Here is a 15407-nt window from a genome sequence, read left to right as displayed (position 1 = left end):
AAGATCGTCATCCTCAACTCTCGCTCGGCGGCACGCGGAACGCTATCGACAGCTGCGCAAAAAATCGCAACCATGGCGCGCCCATTGTCAGAAATGTTTCGTCGAACTGCTCTGCGTGGCTGACCGGTCTTTCGTTTCCGGAATCCCTCGCCACAGAATGGGAAGCGCGATCAAAGCGATGGCGGTTGCGTAGAAGGCCGGCGACAGATTGCTTCCTGTGGCGTTGACCAACGATGCGCACACCAGAGGCGCAGTTCCCGCAAAGAGCGCATACGCGACGTTGTAAGGGATTGCCGTGCCGGTGAATCGCGCATGCGTCGGCATCATTTCGAGAATTACGAGCAAAGCGGAAGCAAGTAAGGAGAGCGCGACGACCAGAGCGGCCAGGGCAACGGCAATCGCGAAAGCATTCCCGGTGCCGATGAGCATGTAGCTGGGCACCGATACGAAAACTGACATCACCATCCCGATTCTGACGAGTGGCCTCCGGCCGATTCGGTCGACTGTGGCGCCGAAGAAGATGAACAGCGGGACTGCGAGAACCAAAGCGCCGGTTGTCATCAGCAGTGCAACCGTGCTCGGAACATCGGCTGAGAGAACCAGAAATGTCGGCATGTAGCCGAGCAGCATATGAGTAACGACACCGAGCGAGGCGAAGTACACGAAGGACGTGAGCAGAGTCCGCCAGTGATTGCGGAACAGATCTGCCAGTGGGCGGGTTGGAAGGGAATCGTTTTCTTGCATTTCCTTGAACGCCGGAGTCTCCTCGACGGCAAGCCTCATGAACAGACCCACCATGGCGACAACGCCTCCGATGATGAACGGCCAACGCCATCCTCCGTCGGCGAAGTGCTCAGCGCCGACCGAGCTGAATGACAAGACTGTGACCGTGGCCAAGATGCTGCCGACGAACGACGAAGAACTGATTATCCCTGCGTACAAGCCTCGGCGGTGGGACGGCGCATGCTCGACGACGAAGGTGGCAGCTCCGGTGTATTCGCCCCCGGCCGAGAATCCTTGAACCAATCGGCACAGCAGCAGCAACAGCGGTGCGGCAACACCGATCGAAGCGTATGTCGGTAGGAGACCGATAGCCGCCGTCGAGCAGCCCATGAGCGTGATTGCCAGGGACAATGATCTCCGTCGGCCGAGACGGTCACCCAGTCTTCCGAAGAAGATGCCGCCGGCAGGTCTGGCCAAGAATGCGACTCCGTAAAGAGCGAAGGTGGCAAGCAGTGCGCCACTGCCGAACTCCGGAGGGAAGAACACTGTCGCGAGAACTGCGGCTGTGAATCCGTAGATCGTGAAATCGAACCATTCGACGATGTTGCCTGTCGCGCCGGCAATCAGGGCCCTACGGCGCGCGGATCGACGTTCCGGTGAAGTCGTGGTCTCCTGCTCTACAGGAGCATTTGCTGTGCCGGTCATACTGATTCCTCTCGGGATATGCTGAATGGCAACGTTTTTGTGACGTCACAGTCGTCATTCGAGGTATTCGAAATTGAAAGAGGTCGGTGGGATCCGACATTGAACTGGTGAACGTAGGGCATTGTCGATTTCGGGTCGGAGGCGACTTTGCCAGAGGGAATTCGTGCCGGGCGGGCCTCGGGCTCAACTTTGCAAATCTCACGGCTGCAACAGATCTCGTCGCTGCTGAACGTCCGACCTCTCGATGCCACGTCTGCCGGGTCGCAGACCGAGTGAAGACGTTCCGGGTCTCGAGTGCTTCGGCATGAAGCGAGCTTATGGTGCGAAAGTTAGTTGCATCACTGGCATTTGTGCAAAATGCCGACGATAGATTTGGTCATTTGTTGCAAAAAGGAGAGCGCAACTCGTACAGTTCGACCATGGCCGGAGAACTACAGCATTTGGTGGACACCACCGGGCGCCGTCTCGACCGTTCCGTTGCGATCGATGATGCACAGATCCGTCTACTCGCGTACAACTCCCATGACAGTGCCGTTGATCCCGTCAGGATGAATTCCGTTCTACAGCGAAATGTTTCACGTGAGATCGTAGACTTCATTTTCTCGAGTGGAGGCCGTGAAGCCCTTGATGTCTTCGCTGTTCCCGTCAACGAGGAACTAGGGCTGACCCTTGGCCGGGTCGGGATGCCGATCCGGTACCGCAATGCGCTGCTGGGCTTCGTCTGGCTGTTGACTTCGGAGGGCGACGTTGACGAGGATCAAGCCGAGGTCTTGAGGCGCACGGCTGACGCGGCAGCAACGATCCTTCACCGAGAACAGCTACTGGACGAGTTGTCTCGAAGTCGGGAGCGGGAACTTACTCGTGACGTACTTTCCGGCGAGCGGTCGCTCCGCGAGGACGCGGCAAACAGGTTGGCCGAGGGGGGCTTGTTGGCAGCGGGTCCAGCAGTCGTGGTCACTATGTTGCTCGGTCCTGTCGACCGGTCGACATTGACCGAAAGAGATCGTCTGAGTGTTGCCGTCGGCGTCGATCAGCTTCGGCGGAGGCTCCCGCGGAACAGTGCAATCCAACTCGACCGCCCCGACCACAGTCTGCTCATCGTATCGGTGGCCGAACGCTCGACGCATACCCATCTGGACTCGCTGATCGTTGCAGCCCAAAAGCGAATCTTGTCTGAAAGTGGGCGTCAGAACCTGGACTGTTGGGTTGGTATCGGTGAATCGCGAACCTCGGTTGCAGACGTGCGCGAATCCTACGAAGAGTCCAGGCGTTCCGCAGATGTGGCCCAGGTCGTCAAGGTGCTCGGAAATGTTGTGCGGTATCGGGATCTCGGTGTCTACGGCCTTCTGGCCGAACTGTCGGAGGATCGGCTCGAGAACAGTATTCATTCTGGGCTGCAGTCCTTGCTCAGCCATGAGGACACCAAGAGTGAGGCCCTACTCGCGACGCTGGAGAGCTTTTTGGACAATGCCGGTGACGTAAAGCGAACGTCCGAGGCGCTCTGTGTGCATCGGGGGAGCTTGTACTATCGGTTGCGGCGAATTCAGGAGATAACACGCGCAGACCTGGCAAACGGCGACGACCGGTTGGCCTTGCATTTGAGCCTGAAAGTCGCGCGACTGTTGGATCTCCGATGATCCCGATCCGAGAAGAGGGACAGCGGAAGAATCCAGCGGCTCAACGTAGTTGGCGGCTTTCGATCATCAAGCGGGATGGTTCAGGGGGTGGGAAAGGCAGCGCGTCGCTCATCGGCCGGGATGAGTCGGCTTGTCCTGCTGAGATGTTCATACGTTTGATCGGGCATCTTCTATTTTCTTGTCGGCAGATGCGGCGGAGTGCAACTTTTTCGGGCATTGAAAGTGCAGAATCGTCGAGATGAGTGTCGAGCTGTGTGAAGAACGCGCGTTTTTGCAAACCGAAATGACGACGAATTTGGTCTGAGTCCGGTCCTCCAGTACGCAGATGTTTGCGCGCAAACTGGACTATTTTTTGCCGACTGCGAACAGAGGATTTCGCGTCCATTCCCGTTGGCTCCCTTTATGGTTGGAGTGGATCAGGCACCTTAGTCGGAGCGATGTGTACGCACCCCTTCACTGCAGGTCTGGTCTGATCTTTCCGAAGTTGGAGTCGCGGAGATATATGCAGTTGTCCGAGATCGTTCCCCCGATATTGAACAAATGCGCAAGATCGGATTGTGGACGTTGATTGCTGCACGTCTATCCACTTGCTTGTTGGTGAGCAGGCTGGTCAGTACGACACGGTATCGGTGATGTTGCCGGCCTATCGCCAAACGGTGAAATGGTTCTGCCAGGAGAACGACACGTTTTTGCCGGCATTCGAGACGACAACTCCGCGCGGATCGACTTCTGGCGGAAGGGGAACCGACCACATCATCTTTCCGTCGCGAGCCCGGATTGCGTGCATGCCGGTGTAGTCGCTGAAGACGAAGTGGTCGCCATCGGTCGCTCCGTTTCGAACCCAGTACGCGTCTTGCCAGGGTGTCTGCCACAGCTGTCGACCACTCTCGACGTCGAGACCCGAGATTGTGCGGGTCTCCGGTGAGGTGACCAGGATTGTCTTTCCTACCACTGCGGCAATGGCGCTTCCCGTCCCGGCCATCTCGGTATTGACGATTTGTGAACTGCGCCAAAGTTCGTCACCGGACTCCGGGTCGTAGGCGCCGTCGCCGAGAAACATCGGCACCGCTGTCGAGGGCTTACTCGGGTAGGACGACGACGAGGAAGAGGGAATCGGTATCGCACGAATCGTGGATCCGTCGGAAGCCAAAAGGTTTTGGGTTCCTACATAGCCTGATCTGCCACCGACACTGGTGAGGAACAATCCGTTCCCGGCAGGGACGAGCGAATCACCCTCGAATCTGAATCGTTCTGCGCCGGAATCCAGATCGTAGATTCGATAGCGGTACTGTGGGTCCCCGCCATCGCCCTGTTCCATCGCAATGACCGTGTTGGTGCTCGGGATCGTGTAGACCGATCCGAACCTTTCACTTGGTTCGAAGGTGCGAACGAAGTTGGCCGTCACATCGGTGGTGTTGCCGCTGGCAAGAATTCGTGTGCGAACGGTTCCGTCCACTCTCTCGCCGGACGTGTACACAGTGTCTCCGGTGATGGCGGCACCACTGAGATCGAAGTCGGTTCCGAGGTCGGACAACAGAGTTCCGGTCGCGGTATCGACAAAGATCATTCGTCGATCGCCCCAGCACGCGATGATCGTGGACTCGTTCTGTTGGCTGCACTGGCCGATGACTCCGCCGATTCGTGTTTTCCACAGCGGACTTCCGTCGTCGGGATTCACACCGACCAGTGAGACGTCACCGACTCCCTGGCCCGACGAAGACTCGTCGGTCTTGGGCAGGGGATAAGCCGTCGCGGCCACCAGCACGTCACCGACCTGGTACGTGTTTCCGTAGCCGTAGTAGCGATCGAGGCCGGAAGGCATCGACAACAACACGTCGCCGGAGTTATCCGTGAGGGTTCGGACATCGAGTTCCCAGGCTTGTTGCGGAGGATCGGAGAGGTCCACGTCGACAACGCCCTGCTCGACGATTGGACCGCCTGACTTCTGCTTCGGCGAGGCCGCTTCAGTGGAGTCGGAGAGTGCCGATACGACGATGAACGCGATCGCCACGATCAACGCCAACCCGAGGGCGACCAGTTTCCAGTGTTCCTTCAACCGAAGCTGCATCGAAAGACCGTAACCGATCGAGCAAACTGAACGGTTCGTTTCGCTGCCCGCCGGGCTTGATCCTGGCCGCGAGATCGCTCCCAAGGCCTACCTCGCGTCAGTGCCGGGTAGCGTTTGGTCTCCGACCAAGAGACTGAGGACCGACTGCTGCGCATGGTGAAAGCTCGGGAGAAAGTGCGGATCGTGGGTCGTCATCGCTACCCGTTCCGCCACCCCGGGGACGCTACGGGCCGCACCGACCAAGTATCACCGTGACATCTTCGAACCCGCCCGGTGATCGCGCCACACCGGACCCGGACCTGCACGGCCCGCGCGTGGCGGAGGTCTTCGCTCAGCTCTTCGACGCCCATGCCGCAGATCTTCGCCGGTACGTGTGCGCTCGAGCCGGCGAACATCACGCCGACGACCTCGTCGCTGAGGCTTTTGCCGTCGCAATCGATCGTCGATCCACCTACGACGCTGGTCGGGCTCCCGTTCGAGCTTGGCTGTTCGGCATTACCCACACCCTGCTCCGGGCACACTTTCGTTCCCAGGATCGCGCCGAACGCGCATTCGCGCGGGTACATGGCGAACGCGTCGTGTCCGAGACTGCGCCGGAAGACCTTGTCACGGCTCGGGTGGACGCGTCCCGTCGCCTCGAGGTGATCGCGTCGGCCCTCGCCGAGCTGACCGAGGACGAACGCGACGTGCTCCTCCTCTCGTCCTGGGCCCATCTCGAACCGGCCGAGATCGCGGAGATCCTGTCCGTGCCGGCCAGCACTGTCCGGTCCAGGCTGCACCGCACGCGTACTCGCCTGCGGACTTTGCTGCTCGACTCCGAAAACCTCCAACAAGCCTCGGGAGAGAACTGATGCCGAATCCTCGGACCGATCCCCTGGACGACACGTTGCTCGAACTCCGCGATGCGCTCGACAAGCCGGACGTCGACGCGTTGGCAGCGATCCGGAATCGGGTCCTCGCCGACGCGGAAGCGGCGGAAAGTTCTCCGCCGGTACCCAGTCGCAGGTTTGCTCTGCGGCGCGTGCCCGCTTCGGTCTACGCCGGTGCCGCGGTGCTCATGGCCGTCTGCCTGGCTGCGGTGCTGGTGCAGTTCACACCTGCAGAGCAGACAGGCACTACGGGTGGTGCGTCGCTGCCGGTGCCTTCCATCGAACTCGCCTCCGCCGAACACGTCCTACAACAAGCCGCGCGCTCGCTCGAATCGATCGAGATGACCTCCGCTCGACAGGGACCGTTTCGACTCGTCGAGGAGCACGCGTGGGTCCAACAGGGGATGGAGTTCGGATCTCCCTACGAAGCAGGTCCCGACGCTCCACGCAACGGCTACACCTACCTGCTCGAAACCCGTTCGCAGCTATGGATTCCGGCAGACGAAACACAAGAATGGCTCGAGCGGCGGTCAACTGGCCAGTCGCGGTGGCTCGGCGGCACGACGCCGGAGAGTGAATCAGCTCTCTACATCGACGAAACCCGAAACGGGGAATGGCGTGCCCGCTGCGGCAGATTCTTCGACGACAATCGCGACAACATCAACTGCGTTCCGGACGACTGGGACGACCCCAACTTCTATCGGTCGCTGCCCGCTGACCCCGAGGGGTTGCTTCGATGGTTGCGCGACTACACGGCGCCGCGCGGTTCGACGCCGGAAGCGATGTTCCACATCGCGATTGAAATACTGAGAGCCGGCATGATGCCGCCAGATGTCAAAGCGCAGTGGTATCGCGCGATCGCCGGAATCGATGGTGTGGAGACCGTGGAACAGACCACCCTCGACGGTCGGGTCGGAATCGCACTCGGGCTCAACGGCGTTCGCGAGCGTCGCGACTTGATCATCGATCCGGGTACCGGCGAGTTCATCGGCGAACGACGGGTCGCGGGCGCCGCTCCGGAAGATCCTTGGATAGCCCCCGGTACCGTGTTGGGGACAAGTTCGATCACTGTCCGGTCCGTCGACGAGCTGGGATACGAATAGAGAACGTGCTCGGTGTGACGAAGTGTGGTGGCCTCGTACACACGAGTCCACCACACCGGCGGCGTCAGACGTAGGGCGAGTACGCCGGGAGATCCAACTGACCGTTGCCCGAAAGACCGATAACGATCACCTCCGGTTCGGTGACGGCACGAGCGTGAGCGATGGCGCCGGCAACTGCGTGGGTCGATTCCGGAGCCGGGATGATTCCTTCGGCGCGGGCGAAGATCAGACCGGCCTGGAGTGCGTCGTCCTGATCGACGGCAATCGCATCCATGAGTCCGAGGTTGACCGCATGCGAGACCATCGGCGACATACCGTGGTAGCGGAGGCCGCCGGCATGGATCGCAGGGGGAACGAAGTCCTTGCCGAGAGTGTGCATCTTGAGCAGCGGCGTCAGACCGGCGACGTCACCGAAGTCGTAGCGGTACTCGCCCTGGGTGAGGGACGGGCATGCCGAAGGCTCGCAGGCGACCAGACGAGTCTTGGTGCCTTCGCGAAGGTTTCGTCCCAGGAACGGGAAGGTGAGTCCGGCGAGGTTGGAACCGCCACCGGCGCAACCGAACACGGTGTCGGGGATGGCGTCGCCAGCTTCTTCGAGCTGGACCATTGCTTCCTGACCGATCACGGTCTGGTGCAGCATGACGTGGTTCAGCACGCTACCGAGTGAGTAGTGCGTGTTCGGATCCTGCGCGGCAACCTCGACGGCCTCACTGATGGCCATGCCAAGTGAGCCGGTGGTGTCTGGATGCGACTTCAGCAGTGCGCGTCCGGCTTCCGTCAGGTCGGAAGGCGACGGGTGACAGATTCCGCCGTACGCCTCCATCTGGATGCGTCGGTACGGCTTCGAATCGAAGGAGGAGCGAACCTGCCACACCTCGACGTCGAGTCCGAGCAGTGCGCCCGCGAACGACAGCGACGCACCCCACTGGCCCGCACCGGTTTCGGTGGTGAGCTTGGTGGTTCCCTCGATTGCGTTGTAGTAAGCCTGCGCGACAGCAGTATTCGGCTTGTGTGAACCGACCGGGCTCACGCCTTCGTACTTGTAGTAGATACGGGCGGGTGTGCCCAGAGCGCGCTCGAGTCGGTGTGCACGGAACAGGGGAGAAGGCCTCCACATGCCGTAGATCTCGCGAACCGTCTCCGGGATCTCGATGTAGCGCTCGGTTGCGACTTCCTGCGCAATGAGATTCATCGGGAACAGCGGCGCCAAGTCCTCGGGGCCGAGCGGCTCCCGCGTGCCCGGATGCAGGTGCGGGGGAACAGGCTCGGGGAGGTCGGCCGCCAAGTTGTACCAGTGCGTCGGCACTTTCGACGGGACGGAGACGCCCAAAGGCTCGAGCGAACGGTTGAGTGGGGTGGTGGTCAACTAACTCTCCTTCGTGGATTCGGTACCTGATCTTGGCGGTCGCAGCGACGACGCGTACGGCATTTGCCGGATCGGGGATCCTGAGAGGAGCCTGCTGGACCACCCGATATCGGTCCGGGCAGCACGCAGTTGCGGCTGACCGTCAGCGGTCGGGCCACCAGAGGTGCGCAGTGAGCAGGGTCACGAGCCGATCGTACATCGGCACTCGCGCCCTGCTCACGTCGGGCTTAGCGAAAGATCATGCACGTCGTGGTTCCATGCGCCACCAACTTGCCGTCCTTGTCGAGTACCTTGCCCTCCGCGGTCGCGGTACGCCCACCCACGTGAATGACACTGCCGTGTGCGGTCAGTTCATCGCCGTCGAGAGGCACGGTGCGGATGTAGTTGAGCTTGAGTTCGAGGGTCGTATATCCGACGCCGGCCGGAAGCATGGTGTGTACCGCGCAGCCCATGACCGAGTCGAGCAGCGTTGCGCAGATGCCGCCGTGGACCGTGCCGAGGGGATTGCTGAAATCAGCGCGCGGCGTCAGAGCGAAGCTCACGGATCCTTCGTTGACCTCGCGCATCTCCATCCCGAGGAGGCGCCCGATGCTCGGGCGATCGTTGACTTGTGTCCCCATCCAGCGGAGAAGTTCGAGGCCTGTCATCTGCGCCGGATCGACGGTCGCTGTTGTCTCGTCACTCATTGTTTCATCCCATCACTATGTAGGTCGTCATACATAACGTAGCGTATGAGTCGACAGGTGTACCGACGGCCGAAGGATCTGTGACATGGCAGAGCTGAGCTCACGTGATCGCATGATTCGCAGTGCGGTTGAACTGATCAGCCGCAACGGTGTCGACGCGACGTCCTTCAGCGACGTCATCAAGCACAGCGGCGCACCCCGTGGGTCGATCTACCACCACTTTCCTGGCGGTAAGACCGAGTTGATGGTCGAAGCCGTGCGCGCGGCCGGCGCGATCATCACCAGACGAATCAGCTCGGCTGCGGCTACCGGTTCCACTGCCGACGTGATCGAAGCGGTCGGCGACATCTGGCGACTCAATCTCACGCGCTCGGACTTCGCGATCGGCTGTCCGGTGATTGCCGGCGGATTGGCCCGTGCCAGCGAACCGGAGGTCGCGGAAGTGGCAGCTGAAGTCTTGCTGGGATGGCAGAAGTTGATCGAATCACAACTCGAAGCCGCGGGTTATCCTGCAGTGCAAGCAAAATCGATGGCAAATTTGACGATCACGTCGGTCGAAGGTGCCGTGGCTGTATGCCAGACGACTCGAAGTATCGAACCGCTCGAACAGGTCATCGCTTCGCTGCAGGGGCTTTCGCGTTCGCAAGCGTGGTCGAGCTGAGCGCTCGGGGGTTGACTTCGGTCGTCGAGTATCCGTAACTTCATGTAACGGCTAATTGGGCAGGAGCGGGCGATGACACATTGGTTCGACCTCGAACCGGTCGGTGTCGATTTCTTCGACACGGCACCGCATATCTTCACGTACTCGATCGATCTCGCCGCCGAACCGGATGACGTCTGGGCCGGTCTGACTGCGGATGAACCGTTGTCGTGGTGCCGGCTGCTCACGAAAGTTCACTACACCTCGCCTCGCCCGTACGGTGTCGGCACACGGCGAATCGCGGAGGTGGGCGGTGGTGCGATGCAGATGCGCGAAAAGTTCATCACCTGGGACGACGAAACGCGTCGGCACTCGTTCTACGTCGAGCAGTCGAATGTTCCACTGTTCCAATCCTTTGCCGAGGACTACCGCGTCGACGAACTTGCAGTGGGCTCGAGACTGCAGTGGACCTTTGCATTCTCACCGCGTCCGAAGCTGTCGCTCGCGGTACGCGGCGGTCTGCCGGTCAACTCACTGATCTTCTCGAGCTTCGTACGCGATACCAAGCGGCACTTCGGTTCTGCGCCCCGCCGTTGACCTTCTTCCCCCATTCACGCGAGAGGCATTCATGACCACGCTCGGAGAATCGCTGACTTTGCCCTGTGGGCAGATACTGCGAAATCGGACCATGAAAGCTGCGCTCAGCGAGGCTCTGGGGGACCGGACACATGGACCGTCCACCCGACTGGAAACTCTGTACGGTCGTTGGGGCAGCGGCGGATTCGGGTTGCTGATCACCGGCAATGTCATGGTCGATCGATCTCAGATCGCCGAACCGGGCAACGTCGTGGTCGACGACGATCGAGATGCCGAAGCGCTGACGGCTTGGGCCAAGACTGCCAAGAACGGCGGCGCCGAGATCTGGATGCAGCTGAACCACCCAGGGCGACAATCCAACCCGATTGCCAGCAGGGGCCGCCCGGTCGGCCCGAGTCCGATCGCGCTGAAGATCCCGGGAATGGCTGCGCCGCGAGAACTCTCGACCGCCGAGATCGAAGACATCATCAACAGGTTCGCGGAAACCGCTCGCGTCGCCGAGTCCTCGGGATTCGGAGGCGTGCAGATACACGCAGCGCACGGTTATCTTGTTGCGCAGTTCCTTTCGCCGTTGTCCAATCAGCGCACGGACGAGTGGGGTGGAGATCCCGAGCGTCGCCGACGCTTTCTGATCGAGATCGTTCGGCGCATACGCTCTACCGTTGCTCCCGGATTCGCGGTCTCGGTCAAACTCAACTCGGCTGATTTTCAGCGCGGTGGCTTCTCCGAAGACGAGTCGCGAGAAGTAGTGCGCGCGTTGACCGAAGAGTCGGTGGATCTCATCGAGATCAGCGGTGGCAGCTACGAGTCGCCGGCCATGATGGGTAAAGCGCAGAAGCAGAGCACTCGTGACCGAGAAGCATATTTTCTCGAATATGCCGAGACTGTCCGGGCGATCGCCGGCGACATTCCGTTGGCAGTCACGGGCGGCTTCCGCTCGCGATCGGCGATGGTCGAGGCACTCGCTTCCGGCGCGTGCGACGTGATCGGCCTCGGCCGGCCGACGATCACCATTCCCGACGCGGCAAGCGTTCTCCTGGAATCGGATCGGGAACGATTGAACGTCCCGACTGTCGAGTTTGGAGCGCGAAAATTGTTGGGGAAGGTTGCCGACATCTCGATGCTCGACGGTGCACTCGACTTGCAGTGGCACACCGATCAGTTGCACAGAATGGGCGACGGCAACGAGCCGGATCCAGCTCGTCCGTGGTGGAAGACCCTCGGAACCATGGTGAGGCGAAACGGAATCGATGCGCTTCGCCCCACCAAACGAGCGGCTTGATCAGCTCGGCGCACCGATATTGAGTTCATCGGGATGCGCGCCGACGCGCGTGCCGTCGTCGAGAGTGTCGATTTCGCTCAGATCGAGATCAGTGAGTTCGAAGTCGAATACGTCGATGTTCTGAGCGATCCGAGCGTCGTGCACTGATTTCGGGATGACGATCAGGCCGTTCTGAAGGTGCCAGCGGATGAGGACCTGTGCGGCAGTCTTGCTGTGGCGGTCACCGATTCGAGTGATGATCGGATCGGTGAGCAGCGTGTTGGGCTTCGAAGCCTTACCCCAACCTGCGTTGCTGGTGCCGCCGAGTGGGCTCCACGATTCGACCTTGATCCCGTGCTCGGCGGCCTTGTCCCGGATCGCGTGTTGAGTGAGGTGCGGATGCAGTTCCACCTGATCGACGGCGGGCAACATTCCGCCGCGATCGACAAGAAGCTGCAGATGGTGCGGCTCGAAGTTGCACACCCCGATTGCCTTGGCACGGCCCGATTCCGCGATCTTTTCGAGTGCTTCCCAAGTGCGGAGAAGGCGGTCGTTGTCCTGCAGCGGCCAGTGGATCAGGTAGAGGTCGACGTAGTCGACGCCAAGCTTGTCGATACTGGTGTCGAAAGCCTTCAACGCCGGCTCGTAGCCCTGGTCCGCGTTCCACAGCTTCGTGGTGAGGAAGATGTCCTCTCGCGCGACGGACGAGTTGGCGATACCTCGTCCGACGCCCTCTTCGTTTCCGTACGCGGCTGCAGTGTCGATGTGCCGATAGCCGGCCTCGTCGAGTGCGAACCGCACTGCATGCTCGGTTTCGTCGTTGGTGGCCTGCCAGACTCCGAGGCCGAGTTGCGGGATCGTGGTTCCGGAATTCAGCGTGATGTCAGGATTGCTCATGGATCAAGGCTAGCGATCTCCAGCCTTCCTCGCCGGGGTCAGAGCGTGGCAGCCGAGTACCCATGTGCTGCTGCGACACTGTCCGACAAGAGCAGACCGTCGTGTGTACTCAGTCCCGATTCCAGGCCGGGAACAGTCGCGACGGCGGCCTTCCATCCCTTGTCGGCCAATGCGACGACGTACGGAAGTGTCGCGTTGGTGAGCGCGTACGTCGATGTGCGGGGAACGGCGCCGGGCATGTTCGCAACGCAGTAGAAGACCGAACCGTGAACCTGGTACGTCGGATCGGCGTGGGTGGTCGCGTGCGAGTCCTCGAAGCAGCCGCCCTGGTCGATGGCGATGTCGACCAGTACCGAACCCGGCTTCATGCGCGCGACCAGGCTGTTGGACACGAGAGTGGGAGCCTTCGCCCCTGGGACCAGCACTGCGCCGATGACGAGATCGGCGTCGAGAACTGCCTGTTCCAGTTCGAGGCTGTTGGACGTGATGGTCTTGACCTGGCCGTGGTACAGCTCGTCGATTTCCCGCAGACGCGCGATCGACAGATCGAGAACGGTGACGTCGGCCTGCATGCCGTAGGCCACGGCGATGGCGTTCTTGCCGGAGACTCCCGCACCGATCACCACGACCTTGGCAGGACGTACTCCCGGCACGCCGCCCATCAGCACTCCGCGTCCGCCGCCGTGACGCATCAAGTGGTAGGCGCCGGCCTGCGGTGCAAGGCGTCCGGCTACTTCGCTCATCGGGGCGAGGAGCGGCAGTGAACCGTCGGAACCGACAACGGTTTCGTAGGCGATGGAGGTGGTCTTCGACGCCAGGAGCGCGTCGGTGCATTCCTTCGACGCCGCCAGGTGCAGGTAGGTGAAGAGCACCTGATCCTTACGGAGCCGCGAATACTCCTCTGCGATAGGTTCTTTGACCTTGAGGAGCAGATCTGCGTCTGCCCAGACCTGATCCGCGGACCCGAGGATCTGTGCGCCCGCAGCCTTGAAATCCTCGTCGCTGAAGGAGGAACCGACGCCTGCACCCGTTTCGATGACGACCTCGTGCCCTCGGCCGACCAGTTCGTGCACGCCTGCTGGGCTGATGGCCACGCGGTACTCGTGGTTTTTGATTTCGCGGGGGATTCCGACCTTCATGACACGGCTCCGAACTGAGTCTGTTGTTTCTTCGAATGGCAGGTGCCAAGCATGAAGTTTCGTCACCAGATAGTGAAGAGAAGTGAAGATAATTCTCTATGCTGTATTTATGGTGCGCGAAAGTTCAAAAATCAGTATCCAGACGGCTGCCTCACCGAAGCATGTTCGGGCAGCTGTGAAGTTGGACGAGGTCGACCGGGTTCTGCTCGAAGAGCTGGCGAAAGACGCGAGGATTCCGAACAATGCGCTGGCCGCGATCGCAGGAATTGCGCCGTCGACGTGCCTCGGCCGCGTGCGCGCCTTGGTGGACAACGGCGTGATCAGGGGATTCCACGCGGACATCGACCCCGCCGCTCTCGGAATGGATCTGCAGGCGATGATCGCAGTTCGACTGCAGGCCAACGCGAGGTCGCACCTCAACCGACTCGGTGACGACTTCGCCAAGCTGGACTCCGTGCTCAACGTGTATTTCGTGGCCGGTGTCGACGACTACATGTTGCACGTCGCAACGACGGATTCAGCGCAGTTGCGGGACTTCGTCGTCAACAACCTCTCGGCCCATCCGGCGGTGGCCGCGACCGAGACGATTCTGATCTTCGAGCACGTCAGGCCTCGTGGCGGCGCTGCCTGATTCGTTCTCACCCGCGTGCTCACAAAATGGTGGGGCGACGCCCGGACCAGGCGTTCTCGAGGAGTTCGCTCAGGCCCGGCGCGGTGATCTCACGCGGATTCGGATAGGCGGCGGAGGTCGCGAGTTCGACCGCACGGCCGATCTGATCGTGACTCATTCCCACCTCTCGCAGAGACGTCGGTCCGCCGCTCGCGGTGACGAGGTCGAATACGCCGCTAGCGGCATCGGATACACCCAGAGCGGTTGCTATTCGCGACATCACTTCCGGGACGGCAGGCCCGTTGAACGCCATTGCATGGGTGAGGACAACGGTGTGGGTGGGGGCGTGCGGCAAACCGAAGCTGCCGCCGAGGGTGTGGCACAACTTGTGATGAAGTCCCATGCCGACTGTGCCCAAGCAGGTTCCGGCCAACCAGGCAGATTGCAGCAGGTCGGCCCGGCCTTCCACATTTCTCCGATCATCGACGACGATCGGCAAAGCACGGGCGATCCCGGAGAGTGCCTCGATTGCCATCGAGTCGGTGATCGGATTGGATTCGGCGGAATACAACGCTTCAACTGCGTGAGCCATCGCGTTGACGGCGCTGGTGACGGTGGTGTCCAGCGGCAGATCGAGAGTGAGGTCGACGTCGTAGATGACGGTTTCGGGTCTGATGCGGGGTGACGAGCGAGTTGTCTTGCGTCCGTTCTCGGTTTCACCCAACACCGGAGTGACTTCTGATCCCGCATACGTCGTCGGAACGATGATCTGATCGAACCCCGCTCGCAGTGCGAGTGCTTTGGACAACCCGGTTGCCGAGCCGCCGCCGATCGCGACGACGGTGTCGACGTGATGGTGCTGGGCAAGTTTCAGCGCGGCTGTCGTGACTTCGATCGGAGTGTGCATCACGGCGCCGTCGAAGCGCACGACGGCCATGTCACCGAGAGATTCGGTGACGTCGGCGGCAAGCGCGTCCAGTCGACGGCTTGCCAGCACGATCACTCGGCTACGGCCGAGCCGTCTCACTTCTTCGGTGATCGAGCCGATCGTCCCTTGGCCGAAGACAATTCGAGCCGGTGAAGCGTCGTACGAGAAGGACTTCATG

The 15407-nt window shown here is 61.0% G+C and carries 15 protein-coding genes; 7 read left to right on the top strand and 8 right to left on the bottom strand.

From position 1 onward, the window contains the following. Positions 1–87: 87 nt before the first annotated feature. Positions 88–1428: an MFS transporter gene (locus ACFQ6H_RS06915; RefSeq protein ID WP_378644908.1), complete on the bottom strand. Its 1341-nt coding sequence runs from the start codon at positions 1426–1428 to the stop codon at positions 88–90. Between the two features lie 419 nt (positions 1429–1847). Between ACFQ6H_RS06915 and ACFQ6H_RS06910 the strand changes: the two genes are divergently transcribed. Further along, the gene (locus tag ACFQ6H_RS06910) at positions 1848–3065 is read left to right on the top strand and encodes a PucR family transcriptional regulator (protein ID WP_378644905.1); all 1218 of its coding nucleotides are present in this window, start codon (positions 1848–1850) and stop codon (positions 3063–3065) included. A gap of 40 nt (positions 3066–3105) precedes the next feature. On the opposite strand, the gene ACFQ6H_RS06905 is transcribed toward ACFQ6H_RS06910, so the two are convergent. Together ACFQ6H_RS06905 and ACFQ6H_RS06900 are read right to left on the bottom strand one after the other, a co-directional pair. After that, positions 3106–3450 (bottom strand): hypothetical protein, encoded by a 345-nt coding sequence (locus tag ACFQ6H_RS06905; RefSeq protein WP_378644902.1) that lies wholly within the window; start codon positions 3448–3450, stop codon positions 3106–3108. Between the two features lie 258 nt (positions 3451–3708). Continuing rightward, positions 3709–5133: a PQQ-binding-like beta-propeller repeat protein gene (locus tag ACFQ6H_RS06900; RefSeq protein ID WP_378546533.1), complete on the bottom strand. Its 1425-nt coding sequence runs from the start codon at positions 5131–5133 to the stop codon at positions 3709–3711. Positions 5134–5384: 251 nt separating this feature from the next. Here ACFQ6H_RS06900 and ACFQ6H_RS06895 point away from each other — a divergent pair, with 251 nt between their 5' ends. Then, the gene (locus tag ACFQ6H_RS06895) at positions 5385–5984 is read left to right on the top strand and encodes an RNA polymerase sigma factor (RefSeq protein ID WP_378644900.1); all 600 of its coding nucleotides are present in this window, start codon (positions 5385–5387) and stop codon (positions 5982–5984) included. Then, positions 5984–7105, top strand: a complete 1122-nt coding sequence (locus tag ACFQ6H_RS06890) for a CU044_5270 family protein (RefSeq protein WP_378546536.1) — start codon at positions 5984–5986, stop codon at positions 7103–7105. Before ACFQ6H_RS06895 ends, ACFQ6H_RS06890 begins: the two co-directional genes overlap by 1 nt. Positions 7106–7169: 64 nt before the next feature. On the opposite strand, the gene ACFQ6H_RS06885 is transcribed toward ACFQ6H_RS06890, so the two are convergent. Together ACFQ6H_RS06885 and ACFQ6H_RS06880 are read right to left on the bottom strand one after the other, a co-directional pair. After that, a complete protein-coding gene (locus ACFQ6H_RS06885; RefSeq protein WP_378535116.1) occupies positions 7170–8471 on the bottom strand; it encodes a TrpB-like pyridoxal phosphate-dependent enzyme in 1302 nt (433 codons plus the stop codon). Positions 8472–8698: 227 nt separating this feature from the next. Then, complete coding sequence (locus ACFQ6H_RS06880) at positions 8699–9157, bottom strand: PaaI family thioesterase (protein WP_378448905.1); 459 nt, start codon at positions 9155–9157, stop codon at positions 8699–8701. Positions 9158–9242: 85 nt separating this feature from the next. On the opposite strand from ACFQ6H_RS06880, the gene ACFQ6H_RS06875 reads away from it, so the two are divergent. The 3 genes from ACFQ6H_RS06875 (at position 9243) to ACFQ6H_RS06865 (ending at position 11676) form a co-directional block, all read left to right on the top strand. Beyond that, entirely contained in the window at positions 9243–9818 is a 576-nt protein-coding gene (locus ACFQ6H_RS06875) for a TetR/AcrR family transcriptional regulator (RefSeq protein WP_378644898.1), read from the top strand. Positions 9819–9890: 72 nt separating this feature from the next. Then, positions 9891–10394 carry an SRPBCC family protein gene (locus ACFQ6H_RS06870; RefSeq protein WP_378644895.1) on the top strand — a complete coding sequence of 168 codons (504 nt, stop codon included), beginning with the start codon at positions 9891–9893 and terminating at the stop codon, positions 10392–10394. Between the two features lie 31 nt (positions 10395–10425). After that, positions 10426–11676 (top strand): NADH:flavin oxidoreductase/NADH oxidase family protein, encoded by a 1251-nt coding sequence (locus ACFQ6H_RS06865; protein WP_378546545.1) that lies wholly within the window; start codon positions 10426–10428, stop codon positions 11674–11676. Here the strand turns inward: ACFQ6H_RS06865 and ACFQ6H_RS06860 are convergent, their stop codons facing one another. Beyond that, entirely contained in the window at positions 11677–12552 is an 876-nt protein-coding gene (locus ACFQ6H_RS06860; protein ID WP_378546548.1) for an aldo/keto reductase, read from the bottom strand. A gap of 38 nt (positions 12553–12590) precedes the next feature. Next, positions 12591–13691 carry an alanine dehydrogenase gene (gene ald, locus ACFQ6H_RS06855; protein WP_378546551.1) on the bottom strand — a complete coding sequence of 367 codons (1101 nt, stop codon included), beginning with the start codon at positions 13689–13691 and terminating at the stop codon, positions 12591–12593. A 109-nt stretch (positions 13692–13800) separates the two neighbouring features. Between ald and ACFQ6H_RS06850 the strand changes: the two genes are divergently transcribed. Then, on the top strand, positions 13801–14322 hold the full coding sequence (locus ACFQ6H_RS06850) for an Lrp/AsnC family transcriptional regulator (RefSeq protein WP_378644893.1): 522 nt from the start codon (positions 13801–13803) through the stop codon (positions 14320–14322). Positions 14323–14341: 19 nt separating this feature from the next. Here ACFQ6H_RS06850 and ACFQ6H_RS06845 read toward each other — a convergent pair whose 3' ends face one another. Then, complete coding sequence (locus ACFQ6H_RS06845) at positions 14342–15406, bottom strand: maleylacetate reductase (RefSeq protein ID WP_378644890.1); 1065 nt, start codon at positions 15404–15406, stop codon at positions 14342–14344. Position 15407 lies beyond the last annotated feature (1 nt).

The organism is Rhodococcus sp. NPDC056506, assembly GCF_042794945.1.
In the GTDB taxonomy this organism is placed as follows: domain Bacteria; phylum Actinomycetota; class Actinomycetes; order Mycobacteriales; family Mycobacteriaceae; genus Rhodococcus_F.
The sequence above is the reverse complement of the archived record's forward strand: the minus strand, read 5'-3'. Positions and strand labels throughout refer to the sequence as shown.